This window comes from Solidesulfovibrio sp. DCME (assembly GCF_049995385.1).
In the GTDB taxonomy this organism is placed as follows: Bacteria; Desulfobacterota; Desulfovibrionia; order Desulfovibrionales; family Desulfovibrionaceae; genus Solidesulfovibrio.
In genome coordinates this window covers 3,587,615-3,602,937 of sequence record NZ_CP188261.1, presented here as the reverse complement: position 1 = coordinate 3,602,937, position 15,323 = coordinate 3,587,615, and the positions used below count along the sequence as shown (strand labels likewise).

General features: G+C 69.1%; 14 protein-coding genes. 7 read left to right on the top strand and 7 right to left on the bottom strand.

All coding sequences use genetic code 11. From position 1 onward, the window contains the following. Positions 1–36 precede the first annotated feature (36 nt). A complete protein-coding gene (locus tag ACP59X_RS15955; RefSeq protein WP_428560174.1) occupies positions 37–591 on the bottom strand; it encodes a hypothetical protein in 555 nt (184 codons plus the stop codon). A 119-nt stretch (positions 592–710) separates the two neighbouring features. Here ACP59X_RS15955 and ACP59X_RS15950 point away from each other — a divergent pair, with 119 nt between their 5' ends. The 7 genes from ACP59X_RS15950 (at position 711) to ACP59X_RS15920 (ending at position 9,961) form a co-directional block, all read left to right on the top strand. Then, positions 711–1,097, top strand: a complete 387-nt coding sequence (locus ACP59X_RS15950) for a flagellar basal body rod protein FlgC (protein ID WP_428560172.1) — start codon at positions 711–713, stop codon at positions 1,095–1,097. Positions 1,098–1,219: 122 nt separating this feature from the next. Beyond that, positions 1,220–2,230: a sigma-54 interaction domain-containing protein gene (locus tag ACP59X_RS15945; RefSeq protein ID WP_428560170.1), complete on the top strand. Its 1,011-nt coding sequence runs from the start codon at positions 1,220–1,222 to the stop codon at positions 2,228–2,230. A gap of 73 nt (positions 2,231–2,303) precedes the next feature. Beyond that, positions 2,304–5,246, top strand: coding sequence for a tetratricopeptide repeat protein (locus ACP59X_RS15940; RefSeq protein ID WP_428560168.1), 2,943 nt, complete (start codon positions 2,304–2,306; stop codon positions 5,244–5,246). Between the two features lie 172 nt (positions 5,247–5,418). Beyond that, entirely contained in the window at positions 5,419–6,261 is an 843-nt protein-coding gene (gene amrB / locus ACP59X_RS15935) for an AmmeMemoRadiSam system protein B (RefSeq protein WP_428560165.1), read from the top strand. A 36-nt stretch (positions 6,262–6,297) separates the two neighbouring features. Then, positions 6,298–6,927: a hypothetical protein gene (locus ACP59X_RS15930; protein ID WP_428560163.1), complete on the top strand. Its 630-nt coding sequence runs from the start codon at positions 6,298–6,300 to the stop codon at positions 6,925–6,927. Between the two features lie 49 nt (positions 6,928–6,976). Beyond that, positions 6,977–7,723, top strand: a complete 747-nt coding sequence (locus tag ACP59X_RS15925) for a hypothetical protein (protein ID WP_428560161.1) — start codon at positions 6,977–6,979, stop codon at positions 7,721–7,723. Between the two features lie 300 nt (positions 7,724–8,023). Further along, a complete protein-coding gene (locus ACP59X_RS15920) occupies positions 8,024–9,961 on the top strand; it encodes a hypothetical protein (protein ID WP_428560159.1) in 1,938 nt (645 codons plus the stop codon). A 96-nt stretch (positions 9,962–10,057) separates the two neighbouring features. Here ACP59X_RS15920 and pnp read toward each other — a convergent pair whose 3' ends face one another. The 6 genes from pnp to ACP59X_RS15890 all read right to left on the bottom strand — a co-directional run bounded on the left by pnp (position 10,058) and on the right by ACP59X_RS15890 (position 15,314). Continuing rightward, positions 10,058–12,319: a polyribonucleotide nucleotidyltransferase gene (gene pnp, locus ACP59X_RS15915; RefSeq protein ID WP_428560157.1), complete on the bottom strand. Its 2,262-nt coding sequence runs from the start codon at positions 12,317–12,319 to the stop codon at positions 10,058–10,060. A gap of 159 nt (positions 12,320–12,478) precedes the next feature. Beyond that, a complete protein-coding gene (rpsO, locus tag ACP59X_RS15910; RefSeq protein WP_428560155.1) occupies positions 12,479–12,748 on the bottom strand; it encodes a 30S ribosomal protein S15 in 270 nt (89 codons plus the stop codon). A gap of 4 nt (positions 12,749–12,752) precedes the next feature. Further along, positions 12,753–13,730, bottom strand: a complete 978-nt coding sequence (truB, locus tag ACP59X_RS15905; RefSeq protein WP_428560152.1) for a tRNA pseudouridine(55) synthase TruB — start codon at positions 13,728–13,730, stop codon at positions 12,753–12,755. After that, entirely contained in the window at positions 13,720–14,694 is a 975-nt protein-coding gene (locus ACP59X_RS15900; protein ID WP_428560149.1) for a DHH family phosphoesterase, read from the bottom strand. Before ACP59X_RS15900 ends, truB begins: the two co-directional genes overlap by 11 nt. Continuing rightward, the gene (gene rbfA, locus ACP59X_RS15895; RefSeq protein WP_428560147.1) at positions 14,675–15,010 is read right to left on the bottom strand and encodes a 30S ribosome-binding factor RbfA; all 336 of its coding nucleotides are present in this window, start codon (positions 15,008–15,010) and stop codon (positions 14,675–14,677) included. The genes ACP59X_RS15900 and rbfA overlap by 20 nt, the downstream gene beginning before the upstream one ends. 16 nt (positions 15,011–15,026) lie before the next feature. Further along, complete coding sequence (locus ACP59X_RS15890) at positions 15,027–15,314, bottom strand: DUF503 domain-containing protein (protein ID WP_428560144.1); 288 nt, start codon at positions 15,312–15,314, stop codon at positions 15,027–15,029. Between the last annotated feature and the right edge of the window lie 9 nt (positions 15,315–15,323).

Here is a 15,323-nt window from a genome sequence, read left to right as displayed (position 1 = left end):
GCTGTGGCGGCGACGCACCGGCCCGGCCGTTTCGCCTCACTTGGGCGGCTGGTGCAGGAAAAAAGTTCCTTCCGAGCGCAGGATGTCGTCGTCGCAGGGCGTGGCCGCCGCCTTGAGCTCCTCTTCCGAACGGCCGAACACGTAGGACGTGAGCGTATAGAGCAGCTTGCCCCGGGCCAGGAAGGTCTGGCGCACGAGCTGCAAACGTACCGCGCCGGCCGCGTCGGCCACGTTGCGCAGATAGATGGCGTCGTAGGCCCGGCGCCCCTGGAGCAGGGACGGGCGGCAGCTTACGTTGTAGCCCTTGAGCTCGCGGGCAACGTAATCCTTGACCAGCTCCACGTTGGCGAAATCCGAGGACGTGGGCAGAAAGTCCTCGGGCCGCTCGCCGACGCAGACGTAAAAGGCGCAGTCGCCTTTTTTCGCCGTCACCGACGTCAGGCACGAGGGCGTGCGTTCGGCCGCAACCGTCCAGCCGCGCGGCGGGACGAAGCTGAACAGATAGCGCGTGTCGTAGTAGCGTGAAAGCGGCTGCTCGTTGCAGCCGGCAAGCAGCAGGCAGACGGCCGCAAGCAGGGCGAAAAGGCGCATGCCCGGCCCTAGCACGCCTCCGGCGCCCTTTCAACTGCGGGGCCGCGCCCTTGCCCCTGGCCCGTTCCTGCATTATTGTCGCACAAGCCCGTAAATGGTCTTGCCAGGGAGGGTAGGCCATGACCGATGCCATTTCCTCCGCTCAGTCGGCCCTCAATGCCCAGTCCACGTCCATGGCCGTGACGGCCAATAACGTGGCCAATGCCGCGACCGACGGCTACAAGTCCCGGGAGGCCAGGCTCGCCGACGGGCCGGAGGGCCAGGGCGTGCGCATCGCCGACATCGTGCGCGACGACGCCGCCGGGGGGCTCAACCCCACCGTGGTCAGCGCCCAGAACGAGGCCGGCCTGTACGAGCCCACGGCCAGCCTCGTCGAAATGAGCAACGTCGACCTCCTGCGCCAAAGCGTCAACATGGTCGAGGCCTCGCGCGCCTTCGAGGCCAATGTGGCCGTCCTGCGCACCGCCGACGACATGGCCGGGACACTCCTGGACATGCGCGTCTAGCCCCGGCACGGCCTCGCGCCGCCGGACGCGGGGCGAAATTTCCGTCAGTAAATTGACAGCCCCGGACCGAAGCGATAGGGCTTTGGGTGCCGCCTGGAGCGCGGCCTTTTTCCGGAGGCCAGATGGAACTGAACCTTTCCGGCATGGTGGGCCAGAGCCCGTGCCTTTGCGAAGTGCTGCGGGTATTGGCCAAGGTCGCGCCCACCGACAGCACGGTGCTGGTCACCGGCGAATCCGGCACGGGCAAGGAACTGCTCGTGCGGGCCCTGCACGCCAACAGCCGCCGGGCCGGCAAGCCCTTCGTGCCCGTCAACTGCGGGGCCATTCCCCGCGAACTCCTCGAATCGGAACTGTTCGGCCACGAGAAGGGCGCCTTCACCTCGGCCGTGCGCACCCGCCAGGGCCGTTTCGAGCTGGCCGAGGGCGGCACCATCTTTCTCGACGAGATCGGCGAGATGGACCTGAGCCTGCAGGTGAAAATCCTGCGGGCGCTCCAGGAAAAGGAATTCGAGCGGGTCGGCGGCGACAAGACCCTCAAGGCCGACGTGCGCATCGTGGCCGCCACCAACCGCGACCTCGAGGAGGAGGTCCGGGCCGGCCGGTTCCGCGAGGACCTCTATTACCGCTTAAATGTCATTCCCCTGCACCTGCCCCCCCTGCGCGAGCGCGGCGAGGACATCCTGCTTTTGGCCGACCATTTCCTGCGCCGGTTTTGCCGCCAGAAAAACCGCGAGCCCCTGACCTTCACCACCGAGGCCCGCGGCCTGATCCTGGCCTATCCCTGGCCGGGCAACGTGCGCGAGCTGGAAAACTTCATGGAGCGCCTGTCGATTCTGTGCGAGCACGACCTGGTGGCCGTGGCCGACCTGCCGCGCAAGATCCTCGACAACGCCGGCATCGCGCCACCGCCGCCCGTCGCGGCCGCCCCGGTCGGCTTTCGCTGGCCGGTCCTGGCGGACATGGCCGAAAAGGGCATGGGGCTCAAGGAGTTCCTGGATACGCTGGAGGAAAAGCTCCTGCTCGAAGCCCTGGACAAGGCCGGCGGCGTGAAGAACCAGGCCGCCGAACTGCTCGGCATCAAGCGCACCACGCTCATCGAGAAGCTCAAGAAACGCAATCTGGCCGGGGAATGAGCGGCCGGGCGGCGGCCGGCGAACGGGGCGGGAGCCGGGGAAGATGTTGCATGGTCCTTGCAAGGCAAGCGGCGTGAGCAGCTCCCTTCGCGCCCTTCCGTGGCGCCTTCTCGCGGCGGTGCTGGCCGTCCTCGCCCCGGTAACCGGGGCCTACGCCCTGTCCGTGTCCACGGTCAGCCGGCCGGACACGGATTCGCTCATCCTCCAGTTCGCCAAGCCCGGGGCCTATCCGCTCATTGCCCGCACCGGCCCGGCCGAGATCAGCCTGACCTTTCCGCCGGGCACGCTGGCCGGCGAGGACAAGCCCGACAACGTGGATTTCAGCGCCTCGCCGTTCATCGAAGGCCTGCGCTTAAGCGGCGACACCTTGGCCGTGCGCCTGAAAACCGACGCCTTCGGTTTCGTCGGCTGGCCCCAGGGGGAAAAGGAACTCAAGCTGCAAGTCTACCGCGACCCGGCCGGGGCCAACTGGAGCCCGCCGGCCGCCCCGGCGGGCCAGGACACCATGTCGCCGCCCCGGGAAAAGCCTCCCGTCGGCGGCTCGGCCCTGACCCTGCCCGTCACGCCGCCCAACAACAAGCCCGGCCCCCTGGAACTGCCCCCCCTGCCGGCCAGCCTCGGCCAGCCGCCGGGCACGGCCGCCGCTCCGGCCGCTACGGTACCTGCCACCGCGGCCAAGGAGGCGCCCAAGGAGCCCTTCTACGCCGTGCCCTATTCCATGCGGGCCACGGCCATGCGCGTCGCCCCGGACAAGTCGCCGACCCTGCGGCCGATTGGCCTGGACAACCAGGCCCCGGTCGGCACCAAGGCCGAATCCGTGGCCGGCACGACCGCCAAGGCCCTCGAGGGCGGCAGCGGGGCCGGGGAATACCGCGTCAAATTGCCGCCAATCCCGCCGGCCGTGGCCGCCGCCGGCGAGACGCGCGGGGCCGTGGCCCCGCCGCCGCCGGCCAAGGAACCGGCCGCGCCCCAGCCCGTGGCCGCAGCGGCCAAGGCCGAGGCCCCCGCCCCGGCCGGGGAGAAAAAGCCCGAGGAGGCCATCCCCCCGCCCAAGGAGGAGGACCACGACGCCAACACGCTGGTGGCTGCCCAGGCCGAGAAGCTGGCCGGCAACTACGACGCGGCCATCACCATGATGTCCGACCTGAAAAAGAAGCGGGATATAAGCAAGGATTTGCGCGAGGAAACGCTCCATGCCCTGGCCGGCACGATGGCCGAGAAGTACCGCGAGGACCCGGCCCCGCACTACGACGCCATCCAGGGGGCGCTGCTCGAGGCCGTAAACGCCAACACCGATTCCTACCGGGTGCCCGAGGCCCTGTTGCAGCTCGGCATGCTCAACCTGCGCGTCGGCAACCTGCCCGAGGCCCGGGGCTATTTCAACGTCCTGACCAAGAAATACCCCACCGACGCCAACATCCCGCTTATCAACTTCAACTGGGGCGAATATTATTTCGACCGGGGCGACTTCAACAAGGCGGCCGACGAATACCGGACGGTCATCGAGAAGTTCCCGGAAAGCCGCTACGTGCGCGAGGGGGCGATGGGCCTGGCCAAGACGCTGGTGCGGCTGGGCAAATACAAGGAGGCCGCCCAGATCGCCGACTACGTCGGCAAGCGCTGGCCGCGCTATTACGTGGAATTCCCCCAGATCCTGCGCATCGAGGGCGATATCGCCTACAAGAACGGCGATTTCAAGAAGGCCCGTGACGACTACATGATGTTTTACAACATGACGCCCAAGGTCAAGGACGCCGACCTGGTCCTGGCGCGGCTGGGCGACATCTACGCCAAGCTCGGCAACCGGCCGGCGGCCGTGGATTTCTACAACATGGCCATCAAGGAGTATCCCAACGGCGAGGGTGGATTGATCTCCAAGATGCGCCTGGCCGAGCAGGGCGTCCACGACCAACCGACCATAAACGAGATGTTCTCGCTGTTTGACAAGCCCGCCCACGGCAGCCCCGAGGATATCTACGAAGGCATCATCCGCGACCACCCCAACAGCCCCCTGGCCACGCTCGCCCAGATCAAGCTCGCCATGTGGCTGCTCTACCGCCAGAACTACCCGGACAGCCTCAAGGCGGCGGCCCGCTTCCTGGAACGCTACCCCAAAAACGAGCTGGCCCCCAAGGCCGAGGAAGTGGCCATCACCGCCTTCGAGAAAATGGCCGGCGACCTCATCGCCCACAAGGACTACGAACGGCTCGTGGCCGCCTACCGCGACAACCCGATCCTGGCCGCCAACCGGGGCATGCTTTCCGACCAGACCCGTCTGGGCTTGGCCCTGGCCTACCTGCGCACGGGCCGCAGCCGCGACGCCGTGGCCGAGGCCCTGCCGTTTATCGGCCCGCGCGAGAACGACAACGGCATGATGGCCCTGGCCATGGTCATGTCCGTCTACGAGGACGAGCATTCCTGGCGCGACGTGGTGGACCTGGCCCGGCGGGTCCAGCAGTGGAAGTTCGGCCCGACCCAGCGGCGGGGGCTGGAATTCGCCGTGGCCCAGGCCCTGGAGAACCTGGGCGAATCGGACCGGGCCCTGACCATCTGGCGCAAGCTGGCCGGGGACCAGTCCCTGGAGTCGGCCAAGCGCTGCTACGCCATGTATTTCATGGCCCGCGAGGCCATGGCCAAGAAGGACCTGGCCAAGGCCGAACTCTACGCCGGCGAGGCCGCCTTCATGTTCAAGGAGACGGGCCAGGACCAGGACAAGCGCAAGGCCGCCCTCAACATCCTGGTCGAGTCCACGCGCGGCCAAGGCCAGTACCCCAAGGCCCTCAAATGGGCCCGGGACTACGGGGCGCTGTGCAAGCAGGGCGACGACGACTGGGCTTCCAACCGCCTGCGCGAGGCCGCCATCCTGCGGGCCATGGGCGATACCGACGCCTGGCGCCAGGTGCTGGTGGCCATGCGCGACGCCGCCCCGGATTCCCTTTACGGCCGCATGGCCGCTTCCGACCTGGCCGCCAGCGGCCTGGAACGGCGCTTAAACGCCCTCACCAAGTCGCAGTAGGCCGCCGGCCTTGCGGCCGCGGCGCAGCCTGGCGGACCGGATGGCCTGCCGTGCCGTGCCCCGTCGCACGAGGCCGCCGGCCGCCTGGCGCGCTTCTTGTCAACAGCCCTCGCCGGGGCTACAGGAAGGGTATCGTCCCGCGTCCCGACCCCGGGGCGGGCGAGGAGGCGCCATGAACAGACAGGTTGTTTCCCCCGAAACCGACTGGGTACGCGGCCCGGTCGTGGCTGGCCGTTTCTATCCGGCCGCCGCTGCCTCCCTGCGCCGCGAGGTGGCCGCCTTCCTGGCCGCAGCCGACCCCAACCTGGCCGGGCCGGCGAAACTGGCCATGGTGCCCCATGCCGGCTATGTCTATTCCGGGGCGGTGGCCGGCCGGACCCTCGGCGCGGCCGGGCTGCCGGACACGCTGCTGCTGCTTGGCCCCAACCACACCGGGCGCGGCGCCCGGCTGGCCGTGTGGGGGCAGGGGAGCTGGCGGATCCCGGGGGGCGAGGTGCCGGTGGCTACGGAGCTGGCCGGCGAACTGTGCCGGGCCGACCCGGGCCTTGTCCCCGACACGGCCGCCCATCTGGCCGAGCATTCCCTGGAAGTGGTGCTGCCCTTTTTGTGGGTGAAAAACCCGGCCGTGCGGGTCGTGCCCGTGGCCGTGGCCGAGCCCGATCCCCGGGTGCTGGCCCGGGTCGGGGCGGCCGTCGCGGCCGTGCTCGGCCGCCGGGCCGAGGCGGTGGGCATCGTGGTCAGTTCGGACATGAGCCACTACGTGCCCCACGAGGCGGCCAAGCGCCGGGACGCCCTGGCCCTTTCCCGCATCCTGGCCCTGGACCCCGAAGGGCTTGTGCGGGTGGTGCGGGAGGAGGGCATCACCATGTGCGGCGTGCTGCCCATGGCCCTGGGGCTGATCATCGCCAAGGCCCTGGGCGCCCGCGAGGCCGTGCTCGCCGCCTACGCCACCTCGGGCGAGGTCAGCGGCGACATGGACCAGGTGGTGGGCTATGCCGGTGTGATCGTGCGTTGACACATGACAACCAACCGCCAGCCAAGGAGACGACCCATGCGAAACGGCTTCGTCGCCGTCCTCGTGACCTTGGCGCTGTGTGTTCCCAGCGCCGCCCAGGCCCAGTGGGGGCTTTTGCAGCAAGGCGTGGACGCCGTGACCGGCGCCAGGAAGGGCGCCGCGCCGGCCGCCCCGGGCGTTTCCCCGGGGGCCTCGGCCGGGGCGCTGGCCCGCGATACGACGTACCAGAACCCGGCCCGCAATTTCTCCTTTACCGTGCCGGCCGGCTGGAAGCTCGAAAACGGCGATCCGGCGAGCGAATCCGTGCTGTTCATGAAGCCCGGCTCGAGCTGGTCGTTCCAGTTCCACATCGAGCAGATGGTGCCGAGCTTCCCGCGCAAGTCTTCGGTGGAGGCGTCGCTGAAGCAGGCCAAGGAGATGGTGACCATCAAGAAGTACCAGGAGGCCCGGCGCCGTGACGACGGCGACGCCAAGGGCAAATGCGGCGTCATCGGCTGGGAGATCACCGAGGCGCCCCAGAAAAACGATTATCAGCGCATCATCTGGCAGGCCTACGATGGCCAGAATTTCTACTTCAACTTCATGGCTGCCAGCGAAAACAAGGATTTCGAGGCCGCCCGGGCCAGCCTGCGCCAGATCATGGACTCCATCCGCTTCTGCCGTTAATATCCGGTCACGAGGGCCTTTCCCGGCCGCTCGAACCAAAAGAGGTCATATGAGACATATTCCCCGCCTGATCGCGCGCGGTGGCCTGGCCGCCATGCTCGCCCTCGCCGTCCTCGTCTCCGGCTGCGCCGTGTACACCCCGCCCCAGCCGCAAATGGGCCCGGTGGTCAACCCCTCCTCCCTGCCCGGGGCCGTGCATACGGCCGAATGGGACATCGGGGCCACGCGCTACGTCTGGCAGGGGCAGGGCCTCAACTATTACGACACCGGGCTGTTCCCGGTCCTGTTGCTTTTCAACAACCACTCGAACCGCTATCCGGTCATCTATGCCCAGGAATGCTGGGGCATCGGGGTCAATGGCGCCGAATACCCGCCGTATCCCGTGGACCAGGCGGCCGAGGTGGTCTTCGCCTCCACGGCCTACAAGAAAAGCGCCGAGGCGGCCGTGGTCGGCGGGCTGACCGGCGCGGCCGTGGGCGCGGGCCTGGGGGCGCTTATCGGCTCGGGCTTCAACTACGGCTGGGGCGCCGGGCCGGGGGCGCTTATCGGCGCGGGCGTGGGCGCCCTGGGCGGCGCGGCCCTGTCCCAGAAGCCCAGCATGGACCAGTACCGCGCCTCGCTCTACCAGGAGCTGAGCACGTTCGCCTGGCGGCCCTCTCCCATCGCCCCCGGAGCGCTGGTGCCCGGCTACCTCTACTTCCCGACCAATGTCGGCATCCATTCCCTGCGCGTGACCCTGCGCGTGGACAACTACACCCAGACCTACATCGTGCCCGTCAGCCAGCCCGCCTGGTAGGCCGGCCTTTCTACCCGTGCCATGACCGGCCCCGGAGGCGACTCCCGGGCCGGTTTTTCATGCTCTGGCGCGACGGCGCGCCGTGGCGACCTTCCCGGTTTCCCCGGTCGAGGGCTCGGCAGTCTGACCGTGTTTTTTGTGCTGGGCCGGCGCGGCATGAAACGCAATCGCCGGTGGCGACGACATGCCTTGCAGGTTGTCACCATGCGAAACGATACCCAAGCCCTTTGGCGTCACGCGTCCGTTGGGGTCCTGGTCGCCTGCGCCTGCGCACTCGGCCTTTGGACAAGCCTCGTTCCCTTGCTCGGCCTCGATGGTTCCCGGTTGCCCGGCGATCTCGTGGACGGCCGTTTTCCGGGGTATGTCCTGGAGCACGGCTGGCTGTGGCTGACCGGCCGGGAGCCGGGATTTTGGAACGCGCCGTTTTATTATCCCATGTCCGGGGTCATCGCCCTGTCGGACAGCCTGGCCGGGGCCTTGCCCGTCTATGCCGTGCTGCGCGCCCTGGCCCCGACGCCCGAGCAGGCCATGGTCGGGTTGGTTATCGCGCTGTTCCTGCTCAACTTCGCCCTGGCCGTGGTTTTTTTGCGCGGCTGCGGCGTGGGGTTGGGGGTTGCGGCCGTGGCCGCCTACCCCGTGGCCTTCGGGCTTTTCGTCGCCGCCCAGGCCGGCCGGGTCCACTGCCTGCAACTGTACCCGGTCCTTTTGGGCCTGCTGGCCCTGTGGCGCTTTCTGGCCGCCCCGTCGCCGGCCAGGGCGCACGCCCTGGCCGGTGCGGCCACGCTGCTTGCGCTGACTTCCTTTTATTATTGCGTCTTTTTCCTGCTCCTGGCTGCCGTCGCCACCCTCTTGGCCCTGGCCGTTGGCCTGGTGCGCTTGGAAGCGATTGGCCGGGCCCTTAAGCCGCAACCGGCCGGGCTCGCCTTTTGGGGCTGCTGCGTGCTGCTCGTGGCCACGCTCTATTGGCCCCATTACCGGGCCAGCCTGGAAACGGGCGCCTGGAGCGAACAGCAGGCCGGGGCGCTGGCGCCGAGCCTGGCCGGGTTGTGGGCGCCGCCCCACGGCAGTGTCGCCTGGGGCTGGCTGGAGGGGCTGGTGGCCGCCAACCCGGAAGAGCGGCTTTTCCCGGGGCTCGTGCCGCTGGTGGGCCTGGGGTTCGGGTTGTGGTGCCTGGCTGGGCGCCGGCGTGACAAGGCTGCGGTCCTGGCCGGGCTGTTGGCCCTGGCCGCCGTGCTGGTGGTGGTGGCTTTCCTGGATGTCTGGGGGCCGCGGGGCGCCTTGGGCTGGCTGCCGGGCGTATCGTCGCTACGGGTCACCACGCGGGTGGCCGTGCTGGCCGTGCCGTGCGCCGGCCTGGGGCTGGCGCTGCTGCTGGACAGGGTCGCCCGGCGGCTGCGGCCGGGCTGGGCCGGCGCCTTTCTCGTGGCGGCCCTGGCGGTGGTCGCGGCGGACCAGTATGTGCGGCCCGAGGCCTATCCGAGCCACGCCTGGCGGCCGGCCAGGGAGCGGGTGGAGGTTTTGGCCCGCAGCGTGCCCGGGCCGGCCCGGGTGTTCTACGTCCAGCCGGCCGCGCCCTCGGGCGAGCCGGAGTACTGGGCCGTGCACCTCGATGCCATGCTGGCGGCCCAGCGCCTGGGCAAGGCCACCTACAACGGCTATTCCAGCTGGCTGCCGCCGGAACTGGGCCTTTTTTACGACCAGGGGACCTGCGAAAGCCTGGATGCCTGGCGCAACGTGGCTGTGGCCCTGTATGCGCCGGGCACGGACTGGCACGGGCTCTACGCCGATTCGGCCTTTCTCGGCCGGTCCTACTGCCCGCCCGATCCCAAGCAGCTCTCCCGGCCCCAGGGGCGGCATTTGCGCCCCTTGTCGCCGGCCGACCGGCGCGTGGCCATCCGGGCCGAAGCCTCCTTCGCCCAGGGCAGCCGGACCCTGCGCCTGGACGCCGCCATCCGAAACCTCGGCCACAGCGCCCTCAACGGGCTTGGCGACTATTCCCATCGCGGGGCGGTGTTCCTGGTGGCCGAGGTCTACGACGCGACGGGCCACAGGACCACTGTCCCGCTGACCCGCCTGGACCGCTCCATCCGCCCCGGCGAGACCGTGACGCAGCATGGCGAAACGGTGCTGGGAAACGGCCTCGAGCCCAAGCGCCTGGCCGCCGCCCTCATCCAGGCCCCGGACGGGGTATTCAGTGTCACGGCGGACGCCCCCATCGCCTTGCGGCTCGAACCGTAGCCGCGCCCGCCGCCACCCGAAAAAAAAGGGGAACCCCGACGGGGCTCCCCTTTAAGCGTCCTTGGGCCGTGCGGCCGGCAAGGCGGCTCGTCGCGGTTAGTCGCGTCCGCCGCGTCCGCCGCCGTCCCGTCCGCCGCGGCCGCCACGGTCGCGGTCGTAGCCGCCCCGGCGGTCGCCCCGGTCGCGGTCGCCGCCGGGCCGGCGCGGGCCGCCCGTCTTGGCGTAGTCGGCCGGGTCGTAGGGAATGCCGCGCTCCTCGTTCATAACGGCCTTGCGCGAGAGGCGGATGCGGCCCGTGGGCTCCTGTTCGAGCACCTTGACCTCGAGCTCCTGGCCCATCTTGACCACGTCGGCGGGACTGGCCACGCGTTCGACGTCGAGCTGGGACACGTGGACGAGTCCCTCGAGGCCGGGCAGGATCTCGACGATGACGCCGCAGTCGATGATCTTGATGACCCTGCCCTTGTAGTTGGCCCCGACCTCGGCATGCTGGTCGTAATACAGCACCCGGGCCTTGGCCTTTTCCAGGGATTCGAGGGTGGGGGCGAAGATGGAGATCTTGCCCGAATCCTCGATGTCGATGGAGGCGCCGGTATCAGCCGTGATGGCCTTGATGTTCTTGCCGCCGGGGCCGATCACTTCGCGGATCTTTTCCGGATTGATGTTGACCACGGCCAGTTGCGGGGCCAGCGGCGACAGCTCGGGCCGCGGCTCGGCCAGCGTCTCGGCCATGCGGCCGAGGATGTGCAGCCGGGCGTCCTTGGCCTGGTTCAGCGCCTGGCGCATGACGGCCTGCGGAATGCCCGTGATCTTGATGTCCATCTGGATGCCGGTGACGCCGTGCGCCGTGCCGGCCACCTTGAAGTCCATGTCGCCCATGGCGTCCTCGTCGCCGAGGATGTCGGTCAGAACCAGGAAGTCGTCGCCTTCCTTGATCAGCCCCATGGCGATGCCGGCCACGGCCTCCTTGACCGGCACGCCGGCGTCCATGAGCGCCAGCGACGCGCCGCACACCGAAGCCATGGACGAGGAGCCGTTGGACTCCATGACCTGGGAGACCACGCGCATGGTGAAGGGGAATTCCTCGGGCCCGGGCAGGACCGGGAGGATGGAGCGCTCGGCCAGGGCGCCGTGGCCGATTTCCCGGCGCGACGGGCCGCGCATGGGCTTGACCTCGCCCACGCAGTAGGGCGGGAAGTTGTAGTGGAGCATGAAGCGCTTGTAGGTCTCGCCGTTGAGCGTCTCGATTTTCTGCTCGTCGCCGGTGGACCCGAGCGTGGCCACGCACAGGGACTTGGTCTCGCCCCGGGCGAAGATGGTCGAGCCGTGGGTGCGCGGCAGCACGCCCACCTCGATGCCGATGGGGCGCACGGTCTTGGTGTCGCGGCCGTCGAGGCGGATGCCGGACTCCTTGATGAGCTTGCGCAGGAGCTTTTTCTCCATGCCCTCGAGGATGTCGCCGGCTTTCGCCTTGTAGGTGGCTTCCTCGGGGAAGGCCTCGACCACGGCCTCGAGGACGGCCTTCTTGACGGCCTTGCGGGCCTCGCGGCGCGGCATCTTGTCCTTGATGGCGAAGGCGGCGGTCAGGCCGGCCTCGGCCTTCTCGCGGACCAGCGTTTCCAGCTCCTCGATGGGCGCGGGCGGCACGAAGGCGATCTTCGGCTTGCCGGCCTTCGCGCGCATCTCCTCCTGGAGGTCGAGCAGCGGCAGCACGGTCTTGTGGCCCCATTCCAGGGCGTCGGCCAGCATGTCCTCGGACACGAACTGACCACCGCCCTCGACCATGACCACGGCGTCGCGCGAGGCGGCGAAGGTCAGGTTGAGCGTGCTTTCGCCCTTGATCATGGGCACGGTGGGGTTGAAGACGAACTGGCCGTCCACGTAGCCCACCCGGCCGCCGGCGATGGGGCCCTCGAAGGGAATCTTCGAGATGTGCAGGGCGGTCGAGGCGGCGGTCAGGGCCAGCACGTCGGGCTCGACCAGGCCGTCGGCGGACAGCACCGTGGCGATGATCTGCACCTCGTCGCGGAAGCCCTTGGGGAAAAGCGGCCGGCAGGGGCGGTCGATAAGCCGGCACACCAGCACCTCGCGTTCCGAGGGGCGGCCGATCTCGCGGCGGAAGTAGGAGCCGGGGATGCGCCCGGCGGCGTAGGACATTTCCTGGTAGTCGACGGTAAGGGGGAAAAAGCCTTTTTCCTCGGGCAGGGCTTGCGTGCAGGCCGTGACCAGGACCACCGTGCCGCCGGACTGGACCCAGACGGCGCCGTCGGCCTGGTTGGCCAGGCGGCCGGTTTCGAGGATGACGGTTTTGCCGCCGATGGTGGTTTCGAGTCGGATGGGGTCGAATGTCATTGTCATGGGCACCTCGCTTTAGGGTAGGGATACGGCGGCGTTCGGCCAGTCTTCCCGCCATGCAGCAGGCGCGACGGCCGCCGGGACGGTCGTCCCGAGGGCGGGCGCGCATAATGCATGCGCGGGAAGACGGGGGACCGCCCGCGGGCGGTCCCCCGTGGGGCGTTACTTGCGCAGGCCCAGCTTCGCGATCAGGTCGCGGTAGCGCTGGACGTCCTTTTTCTTCAGGTAGTTTAAAAGTTTACGGCGCTGGCCGACCATCTTCAACAGGCCCGTGCGGGAATGGTAATCCTTGGGGTGGGCCTTGAAGTGGCTGGTCAGGTAGCTGATGCGGGACGTGAGCAGCGCGACCTGGACCTCGGGGGAACCGGTGTCGCCGTCGTGCTTCTTGTGTTCCGTGATGACGCCAGCCTTGTCTTCGGCGGTCATAACCACAGCGTTATCCTCCAGTGTTGGGGGTGCGTGTTCGCTCGGGGACGGTGTGTCCGCCGCGCCGGGCCGGTTGCGGGTCGCCAAAAAGACCGCGCAGGATGGCCCACCTGAGCCCACCGTCCGCTTCCTCGGCCCGGGCCAAGGCCAGGGGCCGGGAGTCCTCGTCGCAAAGCAGGGCATTCTCCCCGGCGGTGGCCTCGTGCCCGGCCCGCAGGCGCACGCCCTGGCGCACCAGGACGGCGGCCTCGTGGCCAAGGGGCACGGTCCGCCAGTGGGGCAGGGCCTTCTCCAGCGGGATGACCCGCTCGGCCAGGCTCGCCGGCGCGGCCAGGATGTCCTCCAGGCCGTGTGCCTGCCGCAGATCGAAGGGACGGCTTGCCTCCCGGGTCAGGGCGGTCATGACGGCGCCGCAATCAAGGCGCTTCCCCAGGCTGTGGACCAGGGAGCGTATGTACACGCCGGCCGATACCCGTACCCGGAACGTCGCCGACGGCAGGTCGACATGTTCGACCCGCGCGTCAGAGACGGAAATTTCCTTGCTCTTCACCGGGGCGGCCAGGCCCTTGCGGGCCAGTTCGTACAGGGGCCGTCCCTGGTGCTTGGCCGCCGAATAGGGCGGCACCTCCTGCCTCGTTTCCCGCGCCCAGGCGGCCACGGCCTCGGTGAGGGCGGCCGGGCCGACATGGTCCCAGGGCGCCTCGGCCGTCACGGTCCCTTGGATGTCATAGGTGTCCGTGGTCAGCCCCAGGCGCAACGCGCCCAGGTAGGTCTTCTCGCCTTCCATGACATAGGGCGCGATCTTGGTGGCTTCGCCTAAAAGCACCACCAGCACGCCGGCGGCCAGGGGGTCGAGGGTCCCGGCATGGCCGATCTTTTTTTGCCCCAGCCGCTTGATGGCCGTGAGGCAGGCCGTGGAGGTCGGCCCCGAGGGCTTGTCCAGGACCAGCACGCCATGGAGTTGCGGCAGGGCGGACCTAGGCGGCACGGGCGGCCTCCACGGCCCCGGCCACACCGGTCACCAACGCTTCCTCGGCAGCCTCCAGGGACATTTCCAGGCTGCCGCCGGCGGCGTTCTTGTGCCCGCCGCCGCCGAACGCCGCCGCCACACGCTGGATGTCGACGGCGCCCACGGAGCGCAGGGAAAATTTCACGCCGCCCTCGGGCAGTTCCCGGGCCAGGATGGCCGCGGCCACGCCGCGCAGGCGCAGGGCGTTGTTGATCAGCCCCTCGCAGTCCTCGGGGCCGGTGCCGGTACGGCGAAGCATCGCTTGCGATACCCTGATAACGCCCACCTGTCCATCATGGCGCAGCCGAATCTGCCCCAGCACCTCGGACCACAGCCGCAAGCGGTTCATGGTCCACTGGTTTTTGATAAGCGCCCCGGTGGCGCCGACATCCAGGCCGCCCCGGACGAGTTCGGCCGCCAGTTCCAGGCTTTCGGCCGTGGTGCCGCCGAAGCTGAAGAAACCGGTGTCCGTGGCCATGGCCGTGTACAGGGCCGGGGCGATGGGGCCGGTCAAGGCCAGGCCCAGGTCCTTGGCCAGCAGGGCCACCATCTCGCCCGTGGCGCAGCGCGTGGGGTCGACCCAGTTGACGGCGCCGAAACCGGGGTTGCCCAGGTGATGGTCGATGACGGCCATGCGGGCGGGGTCGAGCACGCCCTGCAGGTTGCCCAGGCGCGGGGCGTCGCCGCAGTCCAGCACGATGGCCAGGTCGTAGCCGTCGTCCGGGGGCGTTTCGAGCAGGGGGGCCGGCAGTTCCAGCCAGCCGTACTGGGGCGGCACCGGGGAGTCGTTGACCAGGGAAAAGGTCTTGCCCAGGGCTTCCAGGATGAAGCCCATGGCTGCCGTGGCCCCCAGGGCGTCGCCGTCCGGGGAGGCGTGGGCGGCCACCACGAAGGCGCGGCCGGCGCGGATGCGCCGGGCGACCTCATGCCTCGGGGTGGGCATAGACCATGTCCTCCAGGTAGGTGTCGCGGGCGAAGCGCAGCTCGGGCACGAATTTCATGCGCAAACGCTGGCCGAGCAGGCTGCGCAGGAAGCCCTTGGCCTGTTCCAGGCCCTTGGCCGCCGCGGCCAGGCGGGCCTCGTCGCCGCTTAGGGTGTAGTAGACCCGGGCGATGGACAGGTCGGCATTGAGGGCCACGCCGCTTATGGTCACGAGTTCCAGGCGGGGGTCCTTGACGTCTTCGGACAGGGCGATGGCCATTTCCCGGGCGATCTGGTCGGCCAGGCGGCTTTCGCGGCGCGAGGGGGTGCGCTTCATGAAGGGTATCGATGCCTCACAGGGAAAGGATGGCGATGTCGTCGTCGGCCAGTTCGGCCTCGGCCGCGGCCACGACCATGTTCAGCGCCTTTTGCAGCAGGCCCCGGGCATGGGTGGCGTCGCCGGACACGGTGACGGCGGTCAGGACCAGGGTGTCCCAGGACTCCTGCATGGCCGTTTCGGCCACGGCCACGTTGAATTTGTTGCGCAGCTTCATCTTGAGGCTCTGGGCCACGCGGCGCTTGCCCTTGAGGGAATCGTTGCCGTGCAGGCGAAATTCCAGGGTCAGGACGCCGACCACCATGACGCGCTC